Genomic DNA, 26,045 nt, shown 5'->3' with positions numbered 1-26,045 from the left:
CATGAGCAGCGAAAAAGAAGCGAAATTAAAAGCACTAAAACTTACATTAGATAAACTAGATAAAGCCTACGGAAAGGGAACCGTAATGAAAATGAGCGATTCTGCCATTGTAGACGTAGAAGCCATTCCTTCAGGATCCTTAGGTTTAGATATTGCTTTAGGCGTTGGCGGATATCCTCGCGGTAGAGTTATTGAAATTTACGGTCCGGAATCGTCGGGTAAAACCACTTTAACGTTGCACGCTATTGCGGAAGCTCAAAAAGCTGGAGGTATTGCAGCATTTATTGATGCCGAGCATGCTTTTGATCGTTTTTATGCTGAAAAATTAGGCGTTGATATTGACAATTTAATTATTTCTCAACCAGATAATGGTGAGCAAGCTTTAGAAATTGCCGATAACTTAATTCGTTCGGGGGCTATTGATATTGTGGTTGTCGATTCGGTTGCCGCATTAACACCAAAAAGTGAGATTGAAGGTGAAATGGGTGACTCTAAAATGGGACTTCACGCTCGTTTAATGTCTCAAGCATTAAGAAAACTTACAGCTTCTATTAGTAAAACCAAGTGTACGGTAATCTTTATTAACCAATTACGTGAAAAAATTGGTGTGATGTTTGGAAACCCTGAAACTACAACTGGTGGTAATGCCTTAAAATTCTACGCATCTGTACGTTTAGATATTAGACGCTCTACACAAATTAAAGAAACCAACGGGGATATTGCAGGTAATAAAACCCGTGTAAAAGTGGTTAAAAATAAAGTAGCTCCACCATTTAAAACGGCCGAATTTGATATCATGTACGGTGAAGGTGTTTCTAAAGTTGGTGAAATTTTAGATTTAGCTGTAGAACTTGAAATCGTTAAAAAGAGTGGTTCTTGGTTTAGCTACGAAGAAACTAAATTGGGTCAAGGTCGTGATGCTGTGAAAGCATTAATTAAAGACAATCCAGAACTCATGGATGAACTCGAAGCTAAAGTTCGACAAATCATTTCAGAAAAATAAAATTTAAAATCCCGTTAATTCGGGATTTTTTTTGCTATTTACGGAACTACTTATACGCGAATTGAGATCTGAATATCTGGACCTAAGAGGAATATTTACTGAAACTGGTTAACTAACAAAAGTTTAACCTTCAGTTCTCACAATCCCTTGAAATCTTTTGTAATATGCATAGCGATAAAAAAAGCATTCCGATTAAAGAATGCTTTTTAGTTATTATAAACCGTTTAAGACGCCTTTCTAGTGTCTCAAACGATCCTAAAATTTTATACCTACGCTTATACCAAAAGACCTAAAGAAAATATTTTTAGACCTTTCATTTCCAAATATTAAAGGTTCTGCGTCTTCAAGATTGAAATAATTTATATCATAAAACACATTAAGGTTTAAATTAAAATCATCTGTCTTTAAAAAAGGAAACCCTATTCCACCCCTTAAATTATCTCCATTTTTAAATTTATCTTTATCTACAGTAAAGTTTCTTGCATAACGCAAGTATGCATAAACATTATCATCATCAACAAAATAATACTTTAAATTTCCTCCTATACGGAACGCAAAAAAATCTGCACCAAATTGGTTTTGTATACCTGTTAAAGCCCCAACACTTAGTTTATTAAAAACCAAGTAGTTTATGGAGTATTGTGCTCCAAGAGCTGTTTTGGAGTCCAAATTAATAACTGTAGAACTATTATTAAAATTGTAATGATATTCTATTTTACTTGGCACAGAAAATTCTATTGCAGCACTTGAATACCATTTTTCTTGCGAATAACTGTTGATATAAAATAGAGATACTATTGTAATTGCAATTATCTTTTTCATATATAAATTTATTTGTTATTTATTCTTTAACGACTATTCTACTACCTTTCCAAGTGCTCCCACGTCTTGCAACAGCGTAAAAATCCAAATCAAAATAAGTATAATTTCTAAAATATTTTGTTACAGGCTTAAGATTATAACTCCACCCACTCACATCTCCCCACGCAGCCGAAATCTCAAAATTAATACCACTATTATAAAGTGTTTTTTTAATATAGTTTGAATTAGATTTTCTATATACTTCCCCAAAATAAATAACTTCTATTCGGTTATAATCATACTGATATATTACATAAAATTCTTTTTTCGCACCACCGCTATTTGCAACATTGGGTGAATTTAAAAAATCGATTCCCATTTTATACAGTTGTTTTATAGTCCTATTATTAATAATATCTTTTGAACTTAGTGACACTCCATTTTCTAACCCTGATATTTGATTAAGACGTGGAATATAAATATTTAAAATTTCTTTTTCTCCGAATTTAAAAAAAGGTAGTGCCCCATCAGGAAGATTCAGTTTAGTATCCACGAAATATGTGCCACCAGTTGATGTTGAAACATCAACTTTAAACCTCCCATCCCACATATAAATTGGACTTTGATATGAATTAGGAGGAAATAAATTTGGATGCGAATAAGAATTTATTTCGGGTTGAGGTAAATTATACCGTAATAAAATACGATTGATTCCTAACACTAATTCATCTGATTCAGAAGCCCACCATACCCCCAGTGTTTTAGTTTGTGTTTTAGCCTGAACCCCAACAGATTGATAAAAGAAATAATCCTGACTCCAAAACTCTGTTTTGATACGACGTCTGTTATCAAAATAATTTCTACAAACAAATGTTCTTCCTAATATATTTTGCATAAAAGGCGTGCTTTCATCGCATGCAGTCATATTATTAACTAAATTATATAGTTTTTCTTCATCTGAAAGTTGTGGCGTTGTCGGAGTAGTTACTGGTTTTACATATAAATTATTTGACTCACATGCATCAAGTTCAGCAGGAGCAACATACACAAAAGCTTCATCAGAAATACGTCTAACACCCCCATTAACACTTCTTTCTTGACAATATTGATATTCCAATTCAACTGGAGCTGCTTTTAAAAGTGAAGAATTTTTATTATCCTTTTTCATCATTTTATCATAGGCTTTAAATAATGAAGCTGAATCCTTTACATGAGAAAAAAATATTCCTTTTCTTCTTGAAAATTTATAAATAGTGTCATTCACTATAATTTCATCCTTTTCATTTAATAAAGCCCCTAATAAAGGGTCTGATATAAAATCTTCTTCTTCTACACCGTTGTTTTTGCCTTTCCCTTTCTTGTAAAGTGAAGTAGTTTCTCCCATTTCTACCTTTTGAATAATTTCCTTTGAAAGTTTTACTTTCAGTAATTCATTTTTAGGATTAACAATAGGTTTATGCGACCGAAACCCCCCTTCATAATGATGTTCAAAATTATTTCCAATTTCTTCAACCGTTTTCTGTTTTAATTGTTCTATACTAGATTTAAAAGATTCTCTAGATGAGAAAACAAATCTACCGTTTTGAACATTTGCTTCAATTTTTGACGATGATGGAATACTGTTTTTAGATTCTTCTAAATCAAAATCTTCCTTTTGACAAGATGCTAAGATAATTACTAAAATTTGATATTTATAAACTTTCATATGGTTAGTCTTTTTCGATTTTATTTATACAAATTACTGTGCTATTTCTTCTTTAGCGATTTTACTTCAACAGGTTTTCCGTCAATTGTTCCTTTGGCATGCACTTTTTTGGGACCCCATCCCATTTCAAACCGTTGTTCCAGTTCTTCAAACTGAAATTTTTCTAATTTTTCTGGCATTTCATTTTTTTTAGGTTAAAAAATTCTCTGAACAGTTTTAATTCCACTCAAAGCTCTACAGAATAATTCATTTTATTCAATTTATCAGTCTTAGTTGGTTTAAATTGCACACAACAAATCACCGTCAAATAACCCCAAAAATTAAGAGAGAGAGAAAATCAATAATAGCACTAAAATTGTTTTCGTGGCAAATGAAATAAAAAAAACAACGTGACAAGATTTTTCCTTGTGTTTATGAAAGAAAAATCATAAATAAAATAAAAATGCTAAAACCATTTAGGTTTTTTCAAAAAAAAACCTCTTAACTAGAAAATCTTTAACTTAAAATAAAACAAAAAATCGCCTAAAGCAAAAATGTTCTAGACGATTTAGTATTCTAAAAAGCGATATTAAGCTTATTATTTTGCTGCTGCGTAACGCCTTAAAATTCTACGCATCTGTACGTTTAGATATTAGACGTTCTACTCAAACTAAAGAAACAAACGGCGATATTGCAGGTAATAAAACCCGTGTAAAAGTGGTTAAAAATAAAGTGGCACCACCATTTAAAACGGCCGAATTTGATATCATGTACGGCGAAGGTGTTTCTAAAGTTGGTGAAATTTTAGATTTAGCTGTAGAACTTGAAATCGTTAAAAAGAGTGGTTCTTGGTTTAGCTACGAAGAAACTAAATTGGGTCAAGGTCGTGATGCTGTAAAAGCATTAATTAAAGACAATCCAGAACTCATGGATGAACTCGAAGCTAAAGTTCGACAAATCATTTCAGAAAAATAAAATTTAAAATCCCGTTAGTTCGGGATTTTTTTTTGCTTTTAACGCAACCTTCATAAGATAAATGTATCTACATATAAACTATGTATAATACCCCTAATTTATTTGTGATGAAAAGATTAATAGCACTTTTTTTAACAATCGCCTTATTTACATCATGTAGTGTAGATGAAGGCACAGCCTACCGCTCAGAAATTTTACCTGTTGATAGCGTAAATATTCCAGACGAATTTGAAATGGGAGAAACCTATCCTATTGAAGTATTCTATTATCAACCTACAACATGTTATGATTTTTACAATTTCTATTATAAAAAACACAACAACGAACGCACTGTAGCACCTAGCAATTTAGTCTTTGACCTTGATGATTGCGAATCGACAGAAGACATTTTAGTGAGTAACACTTTCAATTTTGTAGTTACAGGGAATGGTTCGTATGTTTTTAAATTTTGGCAAGGAAAAGACGAAGATGGCGAAGATCAATATCTAGTCATTGAAGTTCCAGTAGTAGAAACACCATAACTATTTTGTAACTTTAAGTACTCTTTTAAAACCTGTTCCATTTGAGTTTAGAATTGCTCATAGAAAATTGTAAAGCCCAAAATACTAAAGCCCAAGGCGAATTATATAAGCTGTTTTCCAGCAAGTTATTCGCCGTAAGCTTAAAGTATTCGAGGAATCGTGCAGAAGCGGAAGATAATCTGCAAGATGCCTTTTTAACCATTTTTAATAAAATAGAACAGTACAAAAATAAAGGCTCCTTTGAAGGTTGGTTAAAACGTATTACAGTAAACACCGTTTTACAACGCTACCGCACCGAAAAAGTGTTCGAGCTTGTAAACGAAAGCGCTATTGAAGATGTTGAGATAGAGATTGATGAAGATTTGGTTTCTATCGATTATCTACTCGGAATTATTCAAGAATTACCCGACCGATACCGTCTGGTTTTTAACCTTTACGTATTGGATGGCTATTCACATAAAGAAATTGCAGAAATGCTAAACATAAACGTTGGAACCTCAAAATCGAACCTGGCCAGAGCAAGGATGATTTTAAAATCGACCATTGAAGATTATCACAATACAGAACATTTACATTCATTATAATGGCTGAAAAGAAACACATAGACCGGTTATTCCAAGAGCGCTTTAAAGATTTTGAAGCGACTCCAAGCGAAGCCGTATGGGAAAACATCGCGGCTAAACTGAATACCGAAGAAGAAAAACGTCGAATCATCCCAATTTGGTGGCGCTATGCTGGTGTGGCTGCCCTACTTTTACTTTTTGTTGGCATTGGTAACTTTTTATTAAATGACAACAACAGCTCAACAATTCAAGTGGTAGACACCAACGATGACATGATTGAAAATGCTTCAGAAGTATTAAAAAACACGATTAATAATACGTTTGAACAAGCACCATCCGTGGTAAATTCAAATGCTGAAAATGACAGTACTGTAATTATCGAAAAGAAATCGAACACAAATAATAACACCTCAGCTGCAGTAGCTTCAAGTAAATCAGAAGAACAAAACCATACACCTAAAAAGACAGCAACAAGCTTAGCTGCAAGCAAATCCGATAACACGAAGCCTTCCGAAGAACAACATATTGAAAAAACAACTTCGGATAACACCACTACCAATTCCACAATAGCTGCATCAGTTAAAACGGAAAACCAAGAGCCGGTTTTAATAGATAAAGAAGCAGCTAAAACACATATATCTAATGTGTCAAAAAACAACAGTACAATTGCTGAAGTAAATAAACCTACCAAGCAAAATGAGCTTACTATCGAACAAGCTATGGCTGAAAGCAAAGGAAAAGTAGCTCATGCAAAACCTGAAAGCAAATGGAGTGTTACGCCAAATGTAGCTCCGGTTTATTTTAACAGCTTAGGTGAAGGCTCGTCTATTGATCAACAGTTTAACAACAACCAAAAAACGGGTGATGTAAACATGAGTTACGGGATTTCTACGAGCTATGCAGTTAATAACCGTATAAAAATTCGATCTGGAATCAATAAAGTGAATTTAGGCTACAACACCAATAATGTTGTGGTTTATGAATCCAGAGGATCAGGTGTGAGTGCTTTACAAAATGTAAAAAGTTCGTCATCAAACCTATCGGTTGCCAGTGCAGAAAACACTCAGGGTTTCCCACAATCCATATCATCTTCTAATGTTTCCATACATCAAACATTCGATTATATAGAAATACCTTTAGAAATTCAATACGCCATTTCACAAAAACGCTTTGGAGTTAATGTGATTGGTGGTTTTAGTTCATTCTTTTTAAGTGATAATGGTATTTATTCTGAAGGCGAAGACGGTTCAAATACTTATTTAGGGGAAGCCAACAACATCAATAACACAAGTTATAGTGCCAACGTGGGTCTGGGCTTAAATTACAAGTTTTCGAAGAAATTTGACTTGAATTTAGAGCCGATGTTCAAATATCAATTCAATACGTTTGATAACACTTCTGGGAATTTCACACCATTCTTTATTGGCGTTTACACAGGGTTCTCATTTAAGTTTTAGAACCATTTTTACATAAGCCTTATACCTTTTATTAAAAAAGTTATAGAGACAACTGCCCTTTCTCACGAGAGGGCAGTTTTTTTTTATTTTAATAATAGAAATTAGCCAACGCTAGATTTGAATCGTAAAAGGCTTAAATTACATGTGTATTGTATTAGCATAAAAACCATTAAATTTGTTATTCAGACCTATCATAAATTCTTGAGCCTTGAAATACATTTTCACTCTTCTTTTGTTTTTTATCTTTTCTAATTCTACTTTTTCTGTTAATGAGATAGACTCTCTTTTAACGCGTCTGGAGAAAAGTATGTCTATGCGTAAAACATATGACATCGCAAAAGAAACGCGCATTGAAGCATTAAAAAAACTCCTAGATGAACCATCAACAACGCTAGAAAACAAATATTTTCTTACCACCAAAATAATTGAAGAATACGAAAAATACAGTTTTGACAGCACCCTGTTTTACATTGAGCAAAATATAGCCACAGCTAAAGCCATAAATAATATTTATTTAGAAAAAGAATCTATTCTAAAACTAGCTAAATTGCTTGTGCAGTCTGGTAGATATAAAGAATCTATTGATGCTTTAAATGAGTTAAACAGAAAAGAACTACCTGAAAAATTACTCAATAAATATTATTACAACTATAAAGAGGGATATTCAGGACTCAGCTTCTATACCAGCGTTCAAAAAAGTAAAAAAAATTATTCGTCATTATACCAAGCTTATCAAGATTCATTAATGCAGAGATTAGGCGCTAACTCGGATGAATCGTTAGCTTTAAAAGAAAAAAACTTACGAGATCAAAGAAAAATTAATGAGGCTCTTCAAATAAACTCTAAACGATTGTCCCAAGTAAAACTGGGCACACCGTTATATTCGTTAATTACTTTTGAAAGAGCGTTGTTATACGACTTAAATAACCACCACGATCAGCAAAAAAAATACTTAATCTTATCGGCTATATCAGATATTCAATCTTCAGTTAAAGACAACGCTTCTCTAACCGAATTAGCTATGGTGTTTTTTAAAGAAGGTGATATAGATCGCGCACATAATTACATCGATTTTTCTGTTGAAGATGCCGAATTATACAACTCCAGACTTCGTTATATTAACATATCTAATAAATTATCAGTCATATCAAAAGCATACGAAGCTCGAAGTATAGAGCAAAAAGAAGAACTCAAAAAAATGCTCTTATTTATTAGTGTTTTGGTCTTGTTTTTACTGATAACGATTTTTTACATATACAAACAAATTAAAAAACTTTCTGCAGCTCGAAAAAGCTTAAAAAATGCCAACAATCAATTAAAAGACTTAAACGAACAATTAAGTTTTTCTAATGAAGACCTTAATAGACTTTACAACGAACTATCGGATTCCGACAGAATAAAAGAGCAATATATTGGCACATTTTTAAACCTATACTCTGACTACATAAACAAACTAGACACCTACCGTAAAATGGTAAGAACCTATATTGTTTCAAACAGAACAAATTCATTACTTGAATTAACAAAATCAAAACAAGTTATAGAAAACGAGCTAAATCTTTTCTATGATAACTTCGACAAATCCTTTTTACATATCTACCCTAATTTTGTCGAGGAATTAAACCAACTCTTGCATGAGGATAAAAGAATTGTCCTTAAAAAAGGTGAAAGTTTAAATACAGAGCTACGAATATTTGCCTTAATAAGATTAGGCATTACCAACAGCTCGAAAATCTCAAAAATTCTTAGATACTCTGTAAATACCATTTACAACTATCGTGTTAAAGTAAAAAACAACGCTATAAACAGAGATGAGTTCGAGAATATGGTTAAAAAAATCTCCTAAAACCATATATATAGCAATATTACCCGTGTTTTTTTACGTATTTAACACAAATACAGAAAAAATTACTATTCAACACCTACATTAAATCCACTTAATATAGTAAGGATAAAATACACAACCATCTTACCTTAAGCTACTTACAGTTTTTACACGCCACAAAAAATCCACATTTTAAATACTCTGGGTTGTTTTTTCAGACCCATAGGGGTTAATTTGTTCCAATAACACTAAAAACTAAACATGTTTCAAATTTTACCAAAAAACTAAACAATAATGAATGTAAAAACTAAACACAGAAGAAGATTTTCCCTGTTACTCTTATTATTATCGTTTTGCGCTTTTTCACAGGAAAAGACTATTAAAGGAAAAATATCCGACATTAATGGTCACCCGATTCCTGGAGCCACAATAATATTAAAAGGAACAACTAGCGGAACCTCATCAGATTTTGATGGTATTTATGAACTACACGCCAATATAAGTCCTGAATCCATACTCGTATTCAGTTATGTTGGCATGACAAGCGTTGAAGAAGCCGTTAATAATAGAACAACGATTAACGTAACGCTGCAAGAGAACACACAATCCCTTGACGAGGTGATTGTTATTGGATATGGCGCACAAGAAAAGAAAGATGTAACTGGTGCAGTTGCACTTGTAAATTCGGAGTCGTTCGAAGAAAGATCCAATGCGCAATTAGGATCCTTACTACAAGGTCAGGCCGCAGGTGTCGAGGTATTGGCAAACTCTGGAAAACCATCCGAAGGCATGCGTATACGAATTAGAGGAACAAACTCGATTACTTCTGGTAGCGAGCCACTTTATGTTGTTGACGGCGTACCTACCACCGATACACGCTCTATAAACCCTTCAGATATTGATGCCATTTCTGTATTAAAGGATGCCTCTTCTGCAGCCATTTATGGTGCACAAGGTGCTAATGGTGTTGTTATCATTACAACTAAAAGAGGTACTACAGAAAAACCAAAAATATCTTTTGACACTTACACAGGTGTATCTCAAGTATGGAATACTTTACCTGTTTTAAATGGCGAACAATACCGCGATTTAATGACCGAAATGGGCCAAAATACCAATTGGGATTTATACACAAGTACTACAGATTGGCAACAGGAAATTTTCCAAAATGGTTATACAAACAACTACCAATTAGCCTTATCTGGTAAAACTGAAGGTACCAACTATTACGTTTCAGCGGGGTATTTAACTCAAGAAGGGGCTGTTAGAAGTTCTGAAATGGAGCGCTATAACTTCAAAATAAATTTAGACCAAAAAGTAACTGGTTGGTTAACTATTGGCTCTAGAATAGCCTACACGCAATACCGCGATGTAGATGTTAAAGACAATACGAATGTAAACTCTGGAGGTGTTTTACTAGGGGCATTATCAACCCCTTCAATTATTGATATTTATAATCCTGATGGCTCTTTTACGAGCAACCCTTTTCAAAACTGGGAAAATCCTCTTGCCTCAACAGATGGTTTAGATCGAGAATACAAAAACCAAAGATTATTAGGAAACTTATACTTTGAGTTTAGATTCTTAAACGATTTTACTTTCAAAACAAATCTGGGTATAGATAATAGCCATGGTGTTTACGATTCGTTTTTAGATCCTTTTAGAACAGGTTATGGTAGATCATTAAAAGGACAAGCTATAAACAATACCAATAAAGATTCTTATTACATTATTGAGAATACTTTAAGATACGACAAGCTAATCAACAATCACAAAATAGAAGCACTTATTGGTTCTGTTAATCAAAAAAACACTTGGGAAACTAGTGAAATTGAAACTAGAAATTTTGCAAGTGCTTCGGTTACCACACCAAACGGAGGCTCGGAAGTAATAAAGGGTACTGCTAGAAAAGATGAAAAATCAAATGCATCGTTCATTAGCCGATTAAATTATAGCTATGCCGATAAATACTTGATTACAGCTAACTTTAGAGCAGATGGTTCTAGTGTTTTTGGCCCAGAACAACGATGGGGCTATTTCCCTTCTTTCTCTGCAGGTTGGAGAGTTTCAGAAGAAGGATTTCTAAACAACGCTAACGCTTTAAGTGATTTAAAGCTTAGAGCTGGATGGGGTATTGTTGGTAATGATCAAATTGCCCCTTACTCGTATTTAGGACGTGCTGGTAGTGGTGCCAACTACCCTATTGGAGGCGTTACCCAACCAGGTACTTTCCCTTCATCTATAGAAAATTTAAACTTAAAATGGGAGGAGTCTAACCAAACCAATATTGGTATCGATCTTTCTTTATTTCAGCACCGCGTAAATATTACTGCCGATGCCTACATTAAAAAAACAAAAGATTTACTGTATAACGCACCACTACCTACAGCTACAGGTTTTGAAAGCGCTATACAAAATATTGGAGAGTTAGAAAATAAAGGTGTTGAATTTAGCATAAACACCATAAATATAGATCATAAAAACTTTTCATGGGAGTCTAGTTTCAATATGGCCTTCAATAGAAATAAAATTACAAAACTCGTGGATGCCGATGTTTTTCAGGGCACCATTTCTGGAGGACGAGGCGAAGCTAGTTTAATTAGAGAAGGTGAGCCTTTAGGAATTCTTTATGGCTATAGATATGGTGGTGTAGATCCTCAAACAGGTGCTGCATTCTATTTAGATAATAATGGTGATTCTACATTTACACCATCTGCAGACGACCGTACCATTATTGGTGATGCTAATCCCGACTTTACTTACGGATTTACAAACACATTCACTTATAAGAATTTAAGTTTATTGGTTTTCTTACAAGGTTCTCAAGGTAACGACATGCTAAATGCCACAAGAATTGAAACTGAAGGGATGACAGATCCTAAAAATCAATCTTTAGCAGTATTAGATAGATGGCGCCAACCTGGAGATGTTACAGATATCCCTGCTTCTAGTTTTGGTAATGCTGATAACTCTAGAATTTCAACACGCTTTATCGAAGATGCTTCGTATTTAAGAGTTAAGGCTGTTACATTAAGTTATGCGTTTCCAAGCAGCATTTTAAACAAATTAAAAATGAGTGCTTTAAAACTATATGTAACCGGAGAAAACCTTTTAACATTCACAGATTATTCTGGTTTCGATCCCGAAGTGAATGCTTTTGGAGGAAGTAATACCGTAAGAGGTATAGACTATGGTACATACCCACAAACACGAACAGCCATTTTTGGTTTAAACGTTACTTTTTAATCAAAAAAAACAATCATGAAAACAAATAAAATAATAACACTATTACTAAGTCTATTAGTTTTAGCATCTTGTGAGGACTATTTGGATTTAACGCCCATTTCGGAAGAAACTAGTGAAAACGCTTACGAGACTGCAAGTCAAATTGAATCAGCGCTAATTGGTGCTTACGAATCTTTTCAATCGGCTGAATACTATGTTTGGGATAATATTCTTTTCCAAGACGTTCGTTCAGATAATAATTATGCGGGAGGTGATAATCCTGAAATTTTCGCTATCGATTTTTTAGAAATCACGCCTACACATTCTAGGCTATATAAAAACTGGTCTAATATTTACAATGCCATTTCTAAAGCTAATATTGTTTTAGAACGTGTTGATGATGTTACAGACCCTCTATTAACAGAAGCTAGAAAAAGAGAAATAAAAGGGGAAGCCTATTTCTTAAGGTCATACCACTATTTTACCCTTGTTAAATCATGGGGTGCGGTACCATTAATTACAAGCACTATAAAATCGACGTCGCCAGAAAGTGTTCAAATCCCTAGAACATCCATAGAAAAAATTTATGAGCAAATCACTTCAGATCTAGAGCTGGCGGCTACACTTTTACCAGACGTTTATGGTGAAGATTCTAGCGTAAACAAAGCAAGAGCAACCGCTGGAGCTGCGTATGCATTAGCCGCAAAAGCTTATGCACAACAACCTAACCCAGATTATGACAAGGTATTAAGCCACATTCAAAAAGTAGAATCTAGTGCAGCAAACTATACGCTTATTGCCTTTGAAAATTTATTTGACGGCAATAATTACAACAATGCCGAATCTATTATTGAAATTCAATATTTAGGAGGAAACGAAGGTAATTTTGGACCACAACTTCTTTTACCACCATCAATCTCTGGTGATTCTTGGAGAAAATTTGTAACGCCTTCGCACGATTTAATAAATGCCTTTGATGCTCAAGGCGATGTTATTAGAAAAAATGCCTCTGTTTTATTTGAAGAAGTACAGTGGGTTGATGAGTATTGGGGCAATGCCGCAGGTAGCTCTGTTCCTTTTAGTTACAAATGGAAACAAGCTAGCGGTTGGGCCAGCTCTAACAGACAGTACATACTAAGATACGGTGATATTGTGCTTTTAAAGGCTGAAGCACTAAATGAATTAAATCAATTGGAAGCCGCTGCAACAGAGGTGAACAGAATTCGAAATAGAGTAAACCTACCGGATCTTACAGACGCGCAAAAAAGTTCAAAAGATGTATTGAAACAAACCATACTCAATGAGCGCCGTTTGGAACTTGTACAAGAAGGTCAGCGATGGGACGATTTAGCACGTTATAATCAATTGGTTTCAACCATAAATAATCTAGTAGAAATTGATTTAAGAGATGGTAGCACCGTGAATTATAATATGACCGAAGACAAAATATTTCTACCTATTCCACAACAAGAATTAGATAGAAACCCATCATTAACGCTTCCTCCATTATAAAACAACCATTATGAAAACACTATATAAAAACATTATTTGCTTTTTTTTAGCAGCTGTTACTTTAGCAGCTTGTGAAACAGAAGACAACTTACAACCTGAAGGACAATGGGAGTTAAGTAACCCTACCATTACTTCACCCGAAAATGAAGCCACAATTATTTTAAATCAAAGTACGCCTAATGAAACGGTTACTTTTAATTGGGATGCGGCCGAATCATCAGAAGGATACATTGTTACTTATAAGGTACTTATTGACACATTAGGAACAACTGAGTTTGATAGCCCTTTGTTAATTTTTGTTTCAGGAAATGGAGGTAAAGATTTATCTGCCTCCGTTTCTTATGAAACTTTAGACGAAGCTTTATCTATGGCAGGCTTTCCTGCGGATAGTAATGCCGAACTATCTTGGGCTGTTCAAGCAAGCAGCATTAATAAACAATCTAATGACATTCAAAAAATAACCGTTAAAAGGTTTGAGAATGAAATTATTCCTGATCAATTATTTTTATCGGGTACTGCTGCAGAAAACAATAATAATATCGCTGAAGCTATTCCTCTAAAAAGACTTAATAATGCCGATGGAGATCCTTCAAATATACATGAAATTTACACCAGTTTAACAGCCGGTAATACTTTTAAATTATACAGTGAACAATCTTTACCTGCTCATGTTTACGGAGGCGGCGCTAACGACGGTGAACTGGTAAAATCTGGAACAGCTATCTCGGTAAGCGAAGATGGCGCATATCGAATTCGAGTAGATTTAGACAACAACACCTACACCATGCTTAAAATAGAACGTTGGAATGTGAAAGGTAGCCCAATTGTTGGTGGATGGGGTAGCGATGAACCTCTGGAATACATAGGAGGCGGCGTATGGCAAGCGACCATGGACTTTGTAGACACAGGCGGATTTTTATTCCGTGCCGATGTTAACGACGGTGGCTACTGGGATTACCTAATGAAACGTGTTACTGGAACTACCAACCAAGTTATTATGGAATCTGATGCCGCAAGTCAAGGGTTAACTTATGAAGATGTGCCTGGAGAAATTAAAGGCAGTGTTATAGTTACTCTAGATTTATCAGCGAGTGCCTATACCTACAACATTGAAAAAGATCCTAATGCATCAGAACCAATTGATACGCCCGACAGCTTGTTTTTGTTTGTAAACGGCAGTATGACTACCGAGTTAACCAAAGATGGCGATGTATTTAAAACCGACGCGCATTTCGCCCTACAAAACGGGGATATGGTTGCTTTAAACACCTCAGCCGATGGCTCAGGAACCAGCTATACCATGTTTGCCAATATTGGTGCTACCGATGCTCCCGATGACGCCAAAGTTATGATAAGTTCAGATTTAAGTGAAGAAGCAGGAGATATTTCAGTCGAAAGAGATCAAGCCTATGCCTTTGCTATAGATTTTGCTAATGCTAAATTTCAATGGAGTTACTACAATCTTTTCTTATTTCACTGGGATGAAATCAATCAAGATTGGGATGGCAGAAACGAGTATTTATTAACTTATGAACACCCTTTTAAGTTTACAAGTACCGTAGCATTAAAAGCAAATTTCGATATGAAGTTTTTCTCACCTTGGGATAACGATTTTGGAGGCGACGACCCTTCAGCTCTATCTGGAGGCATGACTAACGGAGGTGGCTCTAATATTAGAAACATTGTAACAGACGGCAATTACCTAGTTAACGTTGAAGTTACAAACAACTACGCCACAGGAACCTACGAATTCACTCAACCCTAAACAATTATATTCACGAAATCCTACACGCTAGGGTTTCGTGAATTCAATACACTAAAAAAAAATGAATTTAAAAATCTTAAAAAAAAGCTTCATTTCAGCAGCATTAATAGCATCATTTTTTGGTTGTCAAAGTTGTCAAAAAGATGACGATGTTTCCGACCAAATTACGCCACCAACAACACCAGAAACTGTAGATGTAGATTTTTATCTTACAAAAGCAGATCAATCCGTTTTATTCAAAAAGCAGGATGCTGGAGTTTCAGCCTATAAGGAAAATTCAAACTTCACCATTAACGTATCTAGCAGTAATACGTATCAAGAAATCGATGGATTTGGCTACTCATTAACTGGCGGAAGTGCATTACACATTAACAACTTGTCTTCAGCCAATAAAAGCAACTTATTAAACGATCTTTTTAAATGGGATGGCGAAAATATTGGTGTTAGCTATTTAAGAATAAGCATAGGGGCATCAGATTTAGATGCCGCACCATTTTCATACAACGATTTGCCAGCAGGCGAAACTGATGTTGCTATGACCAAATTTTCAATAGCAAAAGACAAAGAAAATTTAATCCCGGTACTTAAAGCGATTTTAGCCATCAACCCTAACATTAAAATTATGGGATCGCCTTGGTCGCCTCCAACTTGGATGAAAACCAATCAAAACTCTAAAGGAGGCAGTTTAAAACCAGAATACTACGATGCCTATGCCTTATATTTTGTGAAATATGTTGAAGCTATGGCTGCCGAAGGTATTACTATTGATGCCGTTACCGTACAAAATGAACCTTTACACCCTGGCAATAACCCGAGTTTATTAATGGAAGCTGCCGATCAGGCCGTTTTTGTTAAAAACCATTTAGGACCAGCGTTTGAAACAGCAGGAATAGCTACAAAAATTATTATTTATGATCATAATGCCGATAGAACCGATTATCCAATTTCTATCCTAAATGATCCAGATGCCAAAAAATATATTGACGGTTCTGCCTTTCATTTATACGGCGGGAGTATCGATAAATTGAGTTTAGTGCACAATGCCCACCCAGACAAAAACTTATATTTTACCGAGCAGTGGGTTGGTATTAATGAAACCTTTGACAACAACTTAAAATGGCACGCCAGAGAACTCATAATTGGTGCAACAAGAAATTGGTGTAAAACGGTTTTGGAATGGAACCTTGCAGCAGATTCTAATTTAGAACCACACACCGACGGTGGTTGCACAGAATGTTTAGGCGCCTTAACCATTGATGGCAATACGGTTAAGAAAAACGTAGCCTATTATATTATTGCTCATGCTTCAAAATTTGTTAGACCAGGATCGAAAAGAATTGAATCTAATTATGCTTCCGATCTGCCTAACGTAGCTTTTAAAACGCCAGATGGCAAAATAGTTGTCATTGTTTTAAATAATACAGACACTAAAAAAACTTTCAATATAAATGCTTCAGACGAACCTGTTACAACGTCACTTGACGCTGGTGCTCTAGGAACATTTATTTGGTAATTTAAAACTTAGCGACTATGATTTTTTCAAAATACAACCTCCTCGTTCTTGCTGCTATTATTTTGGCTTCTTGTACAGATACAAAAACCAAATCGACAGAAATAGTAGATGAAAAAGCTCCTGAAATAAACTACAACATTACCTCTTTAAAGGTTTACACCACAGCCGAAAACACCAATTTAAAATTGAGTTTAACTGATGAAGCTTCCTTTAAACCTGCAAAACAGCCCCTAGAAACGGATATTTCGGTGTTTGTAAACCCAAAAAAGAGTTTCCAGAAATTTTTAGGTATTGGTGGTGCTATAACCGATGCTTCAGCAGAAGTGTTTGCAAAATTAAGCGCCGATAAACAAGAAGAGCTCTTACAGGCTTATTACGGCAAAAACGGTATCAATTATAACATTATTAGAACTAGTATTCACAGCTGTGATTTTAGCTCAAAAAGCTATACCTATATTGAAGAAGGTGATACTGAATTAAAAACTTTTTCTATTGAAAAAGACAAACAATTTAGAATCCCAATGATTAAAAAAGCCATGGCTTTAATTAAAGATGATTTGGTTTTTTATGCAACACCATGGAGTCCTCCTCCATTTATGAAAACCAATAATGATATGTTACAAGGCGGAAAACTACGCCCAGAATACTATCAAACTTGGGCCGATTACTTTGTTAAATTCATTAAAGCTTATGAAGCTGAAGGTATTCCTGTTTGGGGGGTAACCATTCAAAACGAACCTATGGCGAAACAACGCTGGGAATCTTGTATCTATACAGCAGAAGAAGAACGCGACTTTTTAAAAAACAACTTAGGTCCAACATTTGAAAAGGCTGGTTTTAGCGATAAAAACATTGTGGTTTGGGACCATAACAGAGACTTAATTTCGCAACGAGCCAATACTATTTTTGAAGATCCAGAAGCTGCAAAATATGCTTGGGGTATTGGTTTTCACTGGTATGAAACATGGACAGGTGGCGAACCTAAGTATGAAAATTTAGCAAACATTAAAGAATCCTTTCCTACTAAAAACCTACTATTTACCGAAGGCTGCCAAGAAGCTTTTAGTGCAGAACATTATTTCAGATGGTCTAATGCCGAACGCTATGGCAATTCCATGATTAACGATTTCAACAACGGTACTGTAGGCTGGACAGATTGGAATATTTTGCTTGATGAAACTGGCGGACCTAATCATGTTCAGAATTTATGTTTCGCTCCTATCCATGCCGATACTCGAACCAACGAATTAATCTATACACCGTCTTATTATTACATAGGTCATTTTTCAAAATTTATTAAACCAAATGCCCTTAGAATAAGCACAACTACAAGCAGAAGCACCATTGAAAGCACAACGTTTAAAAATGAGAATGATGAATTTGTAACCGTAGTTATGAATAAAACAGATGAGGCGATTGCCTATAAATTTATTGTTGAAAACCAAGAAGTATCACTAAATATCCCTGCCCATGCCATACAATCCATAGTCTATTAACCCTTTAATTTTATATATTATGAAAAACAACTACATGCTTAGTACTATTGTATTAACACTACTACTATCATTTCCATTATTTGCTCAAGTAGACGTTATATTTCGCGTAGACTTAGGCTCTGGAACGATTAGTCCGAATGGCATCCACATTGTAGGTTCATTAAACGGATGGGATCCAAGCATAACCACATTGACACAAGAAGGAAGTTCTACCATTTATTCTACGGTAATACCGCTAACTAAAGGCTGGTATACTTATAAATTTCTAAATGGAAACACCTGGGGTACCGAAGAGTCACCTACAGCGCCATGTGCTACAGACAATGGCAACAGGATGGTTTATGTTAACGACTCTGGAACAGATTTAGTTTTAGAAACCGTTCCTTTTGGAGGTTGTAATGCTGATGGCACAGGATTCGATCTAACATTTAATGTCGATGCGTCTTCCGAAGCTACTATAGCGGCATCTGGCTTACATATTGTTGGCGATATAAATGGTTGGACTACTGATGATTTAATGCTTTCTAATACTTCAGGAGATATTTACAGCAAATCGGTTAGGCTTGCCTCTCCAGCCAATTACCCAGTAACTATAGAATACAAATACCTTAATGGAGATGCTTGGGGTACTGAAGAAACACCTGCCTCTGGATGCGCTACGGTCTCTGGATCCAATCGAGTAATAACCTTAACAAATTCTGGAGAAAACACTTATGATGTTTTTAATGGTTGCAATTACACCTTGAATATAAACCAACAAAACTTTGAAACTATTAACGCAGCATACATTCCAGGACTGGGCCTTAAAATTAATACACCAAAATCATCAACTCGTGATGAAATAAAAGTGTCGATTTACACCATTTCTGGACGCCAAATAACATCTAAAAATATAGCCTTTAATACGCAGCATATAATTCCCCTAAACGGTATTAGCAAAGGCCTGTATTTAGCTTATTTCACTGATGCAACCAATCAGAATATGATTAAGAAATTTATAGTTCATTAATTCCTTCTAAATCATTAAAAAGCGTAAAAAGCCGTTGCTTTTTACGCTTTTTAGTGTTTAAGTTTCAGAAGTCTTCCATAAATTAATCACATAAAAAAACCATAAAAACATAAACGGTAGTATAGGAAAAAGCATCCTAGGGTACGCACATAACAACGAACTACCAAAAAGATATATTACTGCAAAAGAGGCTGAAAATATAATATCTATGGTTATTCTTTTTCTTAAAAAAAGTGTTAACAAAATACTGATACACAAGAAAACAAAAACAAAACTATTAGGGACAGCAATCAAAATAAAGGAAAACTCCTGATACGTATAACTGTTAGGAATATTTAGAAACAATCGACTAACATTAGAAATATAATTCTTCAGAAATTTTTTAGGATTATTTTTTATATTTTCTAAAGCTTTTTCTTTTAGGGCAGCATCTTTCTCAACTGGCCCCAATTGATTAATTGAGTTTAAATATTCATTATGCGTTTTATATTGTGGCCTTTTTTCAAAAGTATTTCCACCTGCTAAAACCCATTCACCCAATTCATCTTCGTAAGGCGTACTTAACCAGTAAACACACTGACCTCCTGAATTAGAATAATAAGGGAATTTTCCAGTTAAATTATAAGTATAAAACAAATAAGGCAATGTTATTATATTAGCGAGAAGACATATAATAAGCAACCTATAAACTTCTCTTCTATATTTTTTAAAAACTGCAAAAAGGATTAAAACACCAATTACAGCAAATACGACATAAGCAAACACGACCTTAGTTAATATTAAAAAAGCTAAAAAAAATGAAGCTAATCCTAATTTTACTTTTGAAGGCTTAAGTAAACATGAATTCAAATAATACAACAAACCACATGCTAAAAAAAAAGCAAAAGCCTCTGTAAGTACATATCTAATAGAAAAAAGCACATTTGGATAATAAAACCCTAACAAATAAGAAAATAATAAAGCAAGCCTTTTATTAAAAAACTGGCAACATGTTTTGTAAAAAAAGACTATTCCTAGAAAAAGAAAAATAACATTTAAACCTTTAATTACTTCAACTGATTCACTTAGAAATAAAAAAAGAGAAATTATAATAGGATAGCCTGGTCCATTCCATAAAAAAAGCGGTCCATCCATAGCATAACTACCATTTAACAGGTTTTTCGCAAAAATGAGATACCTCTCTTGGTCTCCACCTAATTCGTTATTAACAACAACAATTGATATCGCGATATAAATGAATAATAGTGGTAATAGGTATAAAACTGAATACTGTTTAAAAAGTTTCATTCTTAAAAATTAAATTTATACTTAAGAATGCACCAAATTGCTCTAAAACCATCTTTCCAACCTATTTTCTTACCCTCATCATAAGTTCTCCCGTAATAACTGATTCCAATTTCATAAATTCTTATTCCCTTTATTTTAGAAATTTTGGCAGTAACTTCAGGTTCAAAACCAAATCTTTTTTCTTTCAGATTAAGACCTTGAATTATGTCAGTTCGAAACATTTTGTAACAAGTTTCCATATCTGATAAATTCAAATTTGTAAACATATTTGATAAAAAAGTAAGAAATCTATTCCCAATAGTATGCCAGAAAAATAAAATCCTGTGTGGCTTACTCCCTTTAAATCTCGACCCATAAACAACATCGGCAAAACCCATAACAATAGGCTTTAGTAAATCATTATACTCTTGCGGGTCATACTCTAAATCGGCGTCTTGTATAACAAGAATTTCTCCAGAGGCCATACTTATTCCTGTATGTAAGGCAGCTCCTTTTCCTTTGTTTACTTCGTGTTCATTATATGAAATTAGTAAATCAGGATTATTTTCTATGTAACGAGAAATTGCGCCTTTAGTGTCGTCTGAAGAACAATCGTTTACAATAATTAATTCCTTGGTGATTTCATTTATAAGTTGAACATCTTTTATCTTATCTAAAATTCTATGAATTGTATTCGCTTCATTATAGACAGGTATTATGATAGATAATTTGGTTATAATCATATTAAAAAATATATTTTATGCTAAAACACCATTGGCTTCTAACACAAAAAATCATTGATTTTACTGAAGTTTGCAACCGTATGTAATTAAATTAAGGATTAAATATATTGTTTTTCTTTTTACAAAAATCACCCCTTCATATTAAAACTGTAATTTATATATGAAATATAACTTTTTTAATTTTTTCGAAAAACATCTAACTGCTTCAAAATAACCTCACGAGCCCTAGTATTTAAGTCTTTAGTATCATCAATAGTTAAGCCACTGGTTGGAATAAGTTTATGTACCTTCACACGCATACAACCAGGACTTCCGCTAAAAAAAGTAAAAGAAAATCGTTTCTTATTATCGGCAAATGTTAAAGGCACCACTGGAATTTGATGATTAATGGCCAGTCGAAAAGCCCCATCTTTAAAGGTATCTAATTCAATATGTTCTTCGGGCACACCGCCTTCAGGAAAAATACAAATACTTAAACCCGATTTTAAGCGCTTTTGAGCCCTTAAAAAAACAGCATGCCTGCTTTTAGCCGAACTGCGATCTACCAAAATACAAGTACGCTTGTAAAAAAATCCGAATAACGGAATTTTAGCCAACTCGGCTTTCCCTACAAAAACAAACGGATTTTTAACCGTAACCAACATGAGCATGATATCGGCCATAGAGGTATGGTTCGCAATAAACATATAGCTTTTGCTTTTGTCTAAAGCTTCTTCGCGTTTTATTAAAGGAACAAACCCCATACCCATTAAAATAAATTTAGCCCAAATTCGAGCTAACCTAAAAAAGAATGGGTACCAAGATTCCTTTAAAATAGATAGTATTAAAAACGGAAACAATATCAGTATGGGCAAACACACTAAAATGTAAAACCAAATACGGTAAAAGGTCCAAAATATGTATTTCAGAATTTTCATAAGCTTCAAAAATAGTATTATAATTTGATTATCTCTAAAGCATACTAATTATATAAAATAGATATATTTCAGCTTATTTTTAAAAGTGGCCTCTACCACTTTTTTTATTGTCCAACTTATCTTTAAATTTGCGCTTTACAAAAAATTTATGGCACGTATACTCACAGGCATTCAAAGTACAGGAACACCACATTTAGGAAACATTTTAGGCGCACTAATTCCAGCCATTGAAATGGCAAACGACCCAAAAAATGAATCCTTTTTATTTATTGCAAACCTGCATACACTTACACAAATTAAAGATGCAGAGACCTTAAAATCAAACACCTACTCCGTTGCTGCTACTTGGCTTGCTTTTGGCTTAGATATTGAAAAAACCGTGTTTTATAGACAAAGTGATGTGCCACAAACCACAGAATTGTCTTGGTATTTAAGTTGTTTCTTTCCATACCAACGTTTAACCTTAGCACATAGTTTTAAAGATAAAGCCGACAGACTAGAAGATGTTAATACAGGGCTTTTTACTTATCCTATGCTAATGGCTGCCGATATTTTACTTTATGACGCCAATATTATTCCTGTAGGAAAGGATCAATTGCAACATATTGAAATGACTCGTGATGTAGCCTCTCGCTTCCATGCGAAAATGGGTGAAACATTTGTATTACCAGAAGGAAAAATACAAGAAAACACCATGCTTATTCCTGGAATAGATGGTGAAAAGATGAGTAAAAGTAGAAACAACACGATTAACATCTTTGAAACCGATAAAAAATTGCGCAAGCAAATTATGGCCATTCAAACGGATAGTACAGCTCTTGAAGATCCAAAAGACTGGGAAAGCTGTAACTGTTTCGCCATTTATAAATTATTAGCCGATGAAGCTCAAATAGAAACTATGAAGGCCAATTACGAAAATGGCAACTATGGTTATGGTCATGCCAAACAAGCCCTATTTGAATTGGTGGTAGAAAAATTCGCCATACAACGCGAACGCTATAGCTACTATATGAATAACATAGAAGAAATTGATAAAGCCCTAGCCATTGGTGCAGAAAAAGCCAGACTGGTTGCAAATGATGTTTTAGCCCGAGTGCGCGCTAAAGTTGGTTACTAATTCCTGCGAAGGCAGGAATCTTATGATTTAAATACGAGATTTCAAAATAATAAAACGTTCAACTTCAATAAAATTACTTTTTGTTGATTTTGAGCGTTTTTGTTTTCCATAATGTTTTTTACTGAAAAATGACTCCGTGATCCTCTGCGACTTCTCTGGGTATCTCAGCGAAACTACTTTTGCAATATTTACACGAACAGCTTCTTCTTCTGAATAACATCAATTCATTATGTTCCATACAAAAAATGCCTCCGTGAACCTCTGTGACGTCTCTGTGTATCTCCGTGAAACTACTTTTGCAATAGTCACCCGAACAAATTCTTCCTCTGAATAACATCAATTCATTATGTATTATACGAAGAATGCCTCCGTGAACCTCTGCGACTTCTCTGTGTATCTCAGTGTATCTCAGTGTAACTACCTTTCCTTAATTAGATTCCTGCCTTCGCAGGAATTAAATCACCTCAAACAACTTCCCTGGTAAAGGCCTAACAACCCCCTTTAGCTCCATATTTAAAAGAATACTCGCTACCTTAAAAATGGGCAACTGGCATTCTAAAGCAATGACATCTAATAGCTGTTTTTGATTGTCTTTTAGGTAACTATAAATCGATTTTTCGGAAGGGTCTAATTCCACAAAAAGTTGCTTTTGAATGGCTGGTTTTTTTACATCCTCTAACGCCCAATTTAAAATATATGGCACATCTAAAGGGGTAGTAAGCATGTGCGCCCTTTGTTGCTTTATCAAATTATTACAACCTATACTTTGGCTATCGGTGGTTCTTCCGGGAACGGCAAAAACATCGCGGTTATAAGAATTAGCGATATCAGCAGTAACGAGGCTTCCGCCCTTTTCAGCAGATTCAATAACAATAGTCGCTTCACTTAACCCAGCAATAACACGATTTCGTTTTAAAAAGTTGTTACGATCAAAGGTTGAATTACTCCAAAAATCGGTAATAAAACCACCATTTTTCTCCATATCAACCATATACTTTTTATGTACTTTAGGGTAAATCTGATTTAAACCATGCGCCAAACAGGCCACCGTTTGCAATTCGTTTTTCATGGCCGCTTTATGTGCTGTAATATCGGTACCATAAGCAAACCCCGAAACAATAATAGGATCGTAAGGGGCCAAATGTTCTACCAGTTCTTCACAAAAAGCAACACCACTCGTTGTTATTTTCCGAGTACCTACTATGCTTATGATGTTTTGTTTTTTCAAATTGATTTGCCCCGATTCAAACAGTAAAATAGGACCGTCGATGCAGTGTTTCAATTTATCTGGATAGTCGTCATCTTCAAAAAACGACACTTTAATCTCATTGGCATAAATAAATTCAATTTCCTTTTCAGCTTCATTTAAATGGTGTGGCTTAAAGAGGCTGTTTAAAATCACTTGTCCGACACCGTCAATTTTAAGTAAATTATGTTGCTTTTCTTTAAAAACCCCTTCCGCAGAACCACAATGTGCCATGAGCTTTTTGGCTGTAATATCACCAATATTGGGTACATGCTGGAGGGCAAGCGTGTAAAGCAAATCGTTTTCTGTCATGGTATCTGATTAAATCTCAAACTAAATTAAAAGAATTTTCCTACTGTTAATAAAAAGTTAAGCTTAAATTTTATCTATCCCCATTATTTTATAACTTTGAACTTATGCAACTAGAAACATACATTAGCGATTTACTCTATAGATATGAGTGCGTTACCATTCCTGGCTTTGGTGCGTTTTTAACACAATCTGTCTCGGCAACGATTAATACCGACACAAATACGTTCCATGCACCCAAAAAAGTATTGTCTTTTAATGAGCAAATTCAGAAAAATGATGGCTTGTTAGCCAACTATATTGCTGAAATTGAAAAAATCCCGTTCGAGATTGCCAACAAAAAAATCGAGAAACGTGTTCGACTAATAAAATCATATTTAACACAAGGTGAAACTTTAACCTTTAAAAACATTGGTGATATTGTTTTTAATAAAGAGGGTAAAATTTTATTTGAACCTACGTATCAATTAAATTACTTACCTGATGCCTTTGGGTTATCTCAATTGTCAACTCCTGTTATCACACGTGAAGTGTACAAAAAAGAAGTTGCAAAAATCGAAAAAGTTGTTCCTATTGCCATCACTCCTGAAAAGCGTGAAACAAAATCATATTTAAAATATGCGGCAGTAGCTTTAATTGCCTTGACTTTAGGTGGTTTAGGAGCTTCAAAATATTATGTTGACCAAGTGGAAACGCATAACCAATTAGCCCAAGAGGAGGCTGCAAAACAATTGGATACCCAAATTCAACAAGCTACTTTTAACTTAAATCCGCTTCCTGCTGTTACTTTAAATGTAACCAAACAAACAGGGAACTACCATATTATTGCAGGAGCTTTTCGTGTAGAAGAAAATTGCGACAAAAAAGTTAACGAACTAAAATCTGAAGGTTTTAGTGCAAGAAAAATTGGGGTTAACAAATACGGTTTACACCAAGTGGTTTATGCCAGTTACGAAAACCGTCTAGAGGCTTTAAAAGCACTGCGCAACATTAAAAAATCTCACAATTCTACGGCTTGGCTTTTAACGAAGCAATTAGATTAATTACAAAATATTATTTAACACATAAAAAAAGGTTAGTTTCTCGAAAAACTAACCT

Annotated in this window: 20 protein-coding genes and 1 pseudogene; 14 read left to right on the top strand and 7 right to left on the bottom strand. The window is 34.4% G+C overall.

What is annotated here, in order from left to right:
- Nucleotide 1: 1 nt before the first annotated feature.
- Complete coding sequence (gene recA, locus JJL45_RS03670) at nucleotides 2-1,003, top strand: recombinase RecA (protein WP_067146759.1); 1,002 nt, start codon at nucleotides 2-4, stop codon at nucleotides 1,001-1,003.
- A gap of 255 nt (nucleotides 1,004-1,258) precedes the next feature.
- Here the strand turns inward: recA and JJL45_RS03665 are convergent, their stop codons facing one another.
- Genes JJL45_RS03665 through JJL45_RS03655 form a run of 3 tightly spaced genes read right to left on the bottom strand, consistent with a single transcriptional unit; the run spans nucleotide 1,259 to nucleotide 3,688 of the window.
- A complete protein-coding gene (locus tag JJL45_RS03665; protein ID WP_068603313.1) occupies nucleotides 1,259-1,825 on the bottom strand; it encodes a hypothetical protein in 567 nt (188 codons plus the stop codon).
- A 19-nt stretch (nucleotides 1,826-1,844) separates the two neighbouring features.
- Nucleotides 1,845-3,509 (bottom strand): hypothetical protein, encoded by a 1,665-nt coding sequence (locus JJL45_RS03660; protein ID WP_068603311.1) that lies wholly within the window; start codon nucleotides 3,507-3,509, stop codon nucleotides 1,845-1,847.
- A 41-nt stretch (nucleotides 3,510-3,550) separates the two neighbouring features.
- Nucleotides 3,551-3,688 (bottom strand): hypothetical protein, encoded by a 138-nt coding sequence (locus tag JJL45_RS03655; RefSeq protein WP_158651314.1) that lies wholly within the window; start codon nucleotides 3,686-3,688, stop codon nucleotides 3,551-3,553.
- Between the two features lie 415 nt (nucleotides 3,689-4,103).
- On the opposite strand from JJL45_RS03655, the pseudogene JJL45_RS03650 reads away from it, so the two are divergent.
- From JJL45_RS03650 to JJL45_RS03600, 11 genes and pseudogenes are all read left to right on the top strand, one after another.
- Nucleotides 4,104-4,463, top strand: a pseudogene (locus JJL45_RS03650) (DNA recombination/repair protein RecA); the annotation flags it as partial.
- 107 nt (nucleotides 4,464-4,570) lie between these two features.
- Nucleotides 4,571-4,984: a hypothetical protein gene (locus JJL45_RS03645; protein WP_068603309.1), complete on the top strand. Its 414-nt coding sequence runs from the start codon at nucleotides 4,571-4,573 to the stop codon at nucleotides 4,982-4,984.
- A gap of 41 nt (nucleotides 4,985-5,025) precedes the next feature.
- Nucleotides 5,026-5,568, top strand: a complete 543-nt coding sequence (locus JJL45_RS03640; protein WP_068603307.1) for an RNA polymerase sigma factor — start codon at nucleotides 5,026-5,028, stop codon at nucleotides 5,566-5,568.
- Nucleotides 5,568-7,004 carry an outer membrane beta-barrel protein gene (locus tag JJL45_RS03635; protein WP_068603305.1) on the top strand — a complete coding sequence of 479 codons (1,437 nt, stop codon included), beginning with the start codon at nucleotides 5,568-5,570 and terminating at the stop codon, nucleotides 7,002-7,004. The genes JJL45_RS03640 and JJL45_RS03635 overlap by 1 nt, the downstream gene beginning before the upstream one ends.
- 313 nt (nucleotides 7,005-7,317) lie before the next feature.
- Entirely contained in the window at nucleotides 7,318-8,850 is a 1,533-nt protein-coding gene (locus tag JJL45_RS03630) for a DUF6377 domain-containing protein (RefSeq protein WP_082935933.1), read from the top strand.
- Between the two features lie 273 nt (nucleotides 8,851-9,123).
- The gene (locus tag JJL45_RS03625; RefSeq protein WP_068603301.1) at nucleotides 9,124-12,075 is read left to right on the top strand and encodes a SusC/RagA family TonB-linked outer membrane protein; all 2,952 of its coding nucleotides are present in this window, start codon (nucleotides 9,124-9,126) and stop codon (nucleotides 12,073-12,075) included.
- A gap of 15 nt (nucleotides 12,076-12,090) precedes the next feature.
- Entirely contained in the window at nucleotides 12,091-13,566 is a 1,476-nt protein-coding gene (locus JJL45_RS03620; protein WP_068603299.1) for a RagB/SusD family nutrient uptake outer membrane protein, read from the top strand.
- A gap of 10 nt (nucleotides 13,567-13,576) precedes the next feature.
- Nucleotides 13,577-15,331, top strand: coding sequence for a SusE domain-containing protein (locus tag JJL45_RS03615; protein WP_068603296.1), 1,755 nt, complete (start codon nucleotides 13,577-13,579; stop codon nucleotides 15,329-15,331).
- 61 nt (nucleotides 15,332-15,392) lie between these two features.
- On the top strand, nucleotides 15,393-16,844 hold the full coding sequence (locus JJL45_RS03610) for a glycoside hydrolase family 30 protein (RefSeq protein ID WP_068603294.1): 1,452 nt from the start codon (nucleotides 15,393-15,395) through the stop codon (nucleotides 16,842-16,844).
- Between the two features lie 17 nt (nucleotides 16,845-16,861).
- Nucleotides 16,862-18,340 (top strand): glycoside hydrolase family 30 protein, encoded by a 1,479-nt coding sequence (locus JJL45_RS03605; protein ID WP_068603292.1) that lies wholly within the window; start codon nucleotides 16,862-16,864, stop codon nucleotides 18,338-18,340.
- 19 nt (nucleotides 18,341-18,359) lie between these two features.
- Entirely contained in the window at nucleotides 18,360-19,349 is a 990-nt protein-coding gene (locus JJL45_RS03600; protein ID WP_068603291.1) for a T9SS type A sorting domain-containing protein, read from the top strand.
- 57 nt (nucleotides 19,350-19,406) lie between these two features.
- Here the strand turns inward: JJL45_RS03600 and JJL45_RS03595 are convergent, their stop codons facing one another.
- The 3 genes from JJL45_RS03595 to JJL45_RS03585 form a co-directional block, all read right to left on the bottom strand.
- Nucleotides 19,407-20,636, bottom strand: a complete 1,230-nt coding sequence (locus JJL45_RS03595) for a glycosyltransferase family 39 protein (RefSeq protein ID WP_068603289.1) — start codon at nucleotides 20,634-20,636, stop codon at nucleotides 19,407-19,409.
- Between the two features lie 2 nt (nucleotides 20,637-20,638).
- A complete protein-coding gene (locus tag JJL45_RS03590) occupies nucleotides 20,639-21,358 on the bottom strand; it encodes a glycosyltransferase family 2 protein (protein WP_068603285.1) in 720 nt (239 codons plus the stop codon).
- A 176-nt stretch (nucleotides 21,359-21,534) separates the two neighbouring features.
- Nucleotides 21,535-22,275 (bottom strand): lysophospholipid acyltransferase family protein, encoded by a 741-nt coding sequence (locus tag JJL45_RS03585; RefSeq protein ID WP_068603281.1) that lies wholly within the window; start codon nucleotides 22,273-22,275, stop codon nucleotides 21,535-21,537.
- A 148-nt stretch (nucleotides 22,276-22,423) separates the two neighbouring features.
- Here JJL45_RS03585 and trpS point away from each other — a divergent pair, with 148 nt between their 5' ends.
- The gene (trpS, locus tag JJL45_RS03580) at nucleotides 22,424-23,392 is read left to right on the top strand and encodes a tryptophan--tRNA ligase (protein WP_068603278.1); all 969 of its coding nucleotides are present in this window, start codon (nucleotides 22,424-22,426) and stop codon (nucleotides 23,390-23,392) included.
- A gap of 454 nt (nucleotides 23,393-23,846) precedes the next feature.
- On the opposite strand, the gene dprA is transcribed toward trpS, so the two are convergent.
- A complete protein-coding gene (dprA, locus tag JJL45_RS03575; protein ID WP_068603276.1) occupies nucleotides 23,847-24,950 on the bottom strand; it encodes a DNA-processing protein DprA in 1,104 nt (367 codons plus the stop codon).
- Nucleotides 24,951-25,054: 104 nt separating this feature from the next.
- Here dprA and JJL45_RS03570 point away from each other — a divergent pair, with 104 nt between their 5' ends.
- Nucleotides 25,055-25,990 (top strand): SPOR domain-containing protein, encoded by a 936-nt coding sequence (locus JJL45_RS03570; protein WP_068603271.1) that lies wholly within the window; start codon nucleotides 25,055-25,057, stop codon nucleotides 25,988-25,990.
- Nucleotides 25,991-26,045: the final 55 nt, after the last annotated feature.

This window comes from Tamlana sp. s12, assembly GCF_016767215.1.
In the GTDB taxonomy this organism is placed as follows: domain Bacteria; phylum Bacteroidota; class Bacteroidia; order Flavobacteriales; family Flavobacteriaceae; genus Pseudotamlana; species Pseudotamlana agarivorans.
Note: the sequence above shows the minus strand (reverse complement) of the source record. Positions and strands in the feature narration are given on the sequence as shown.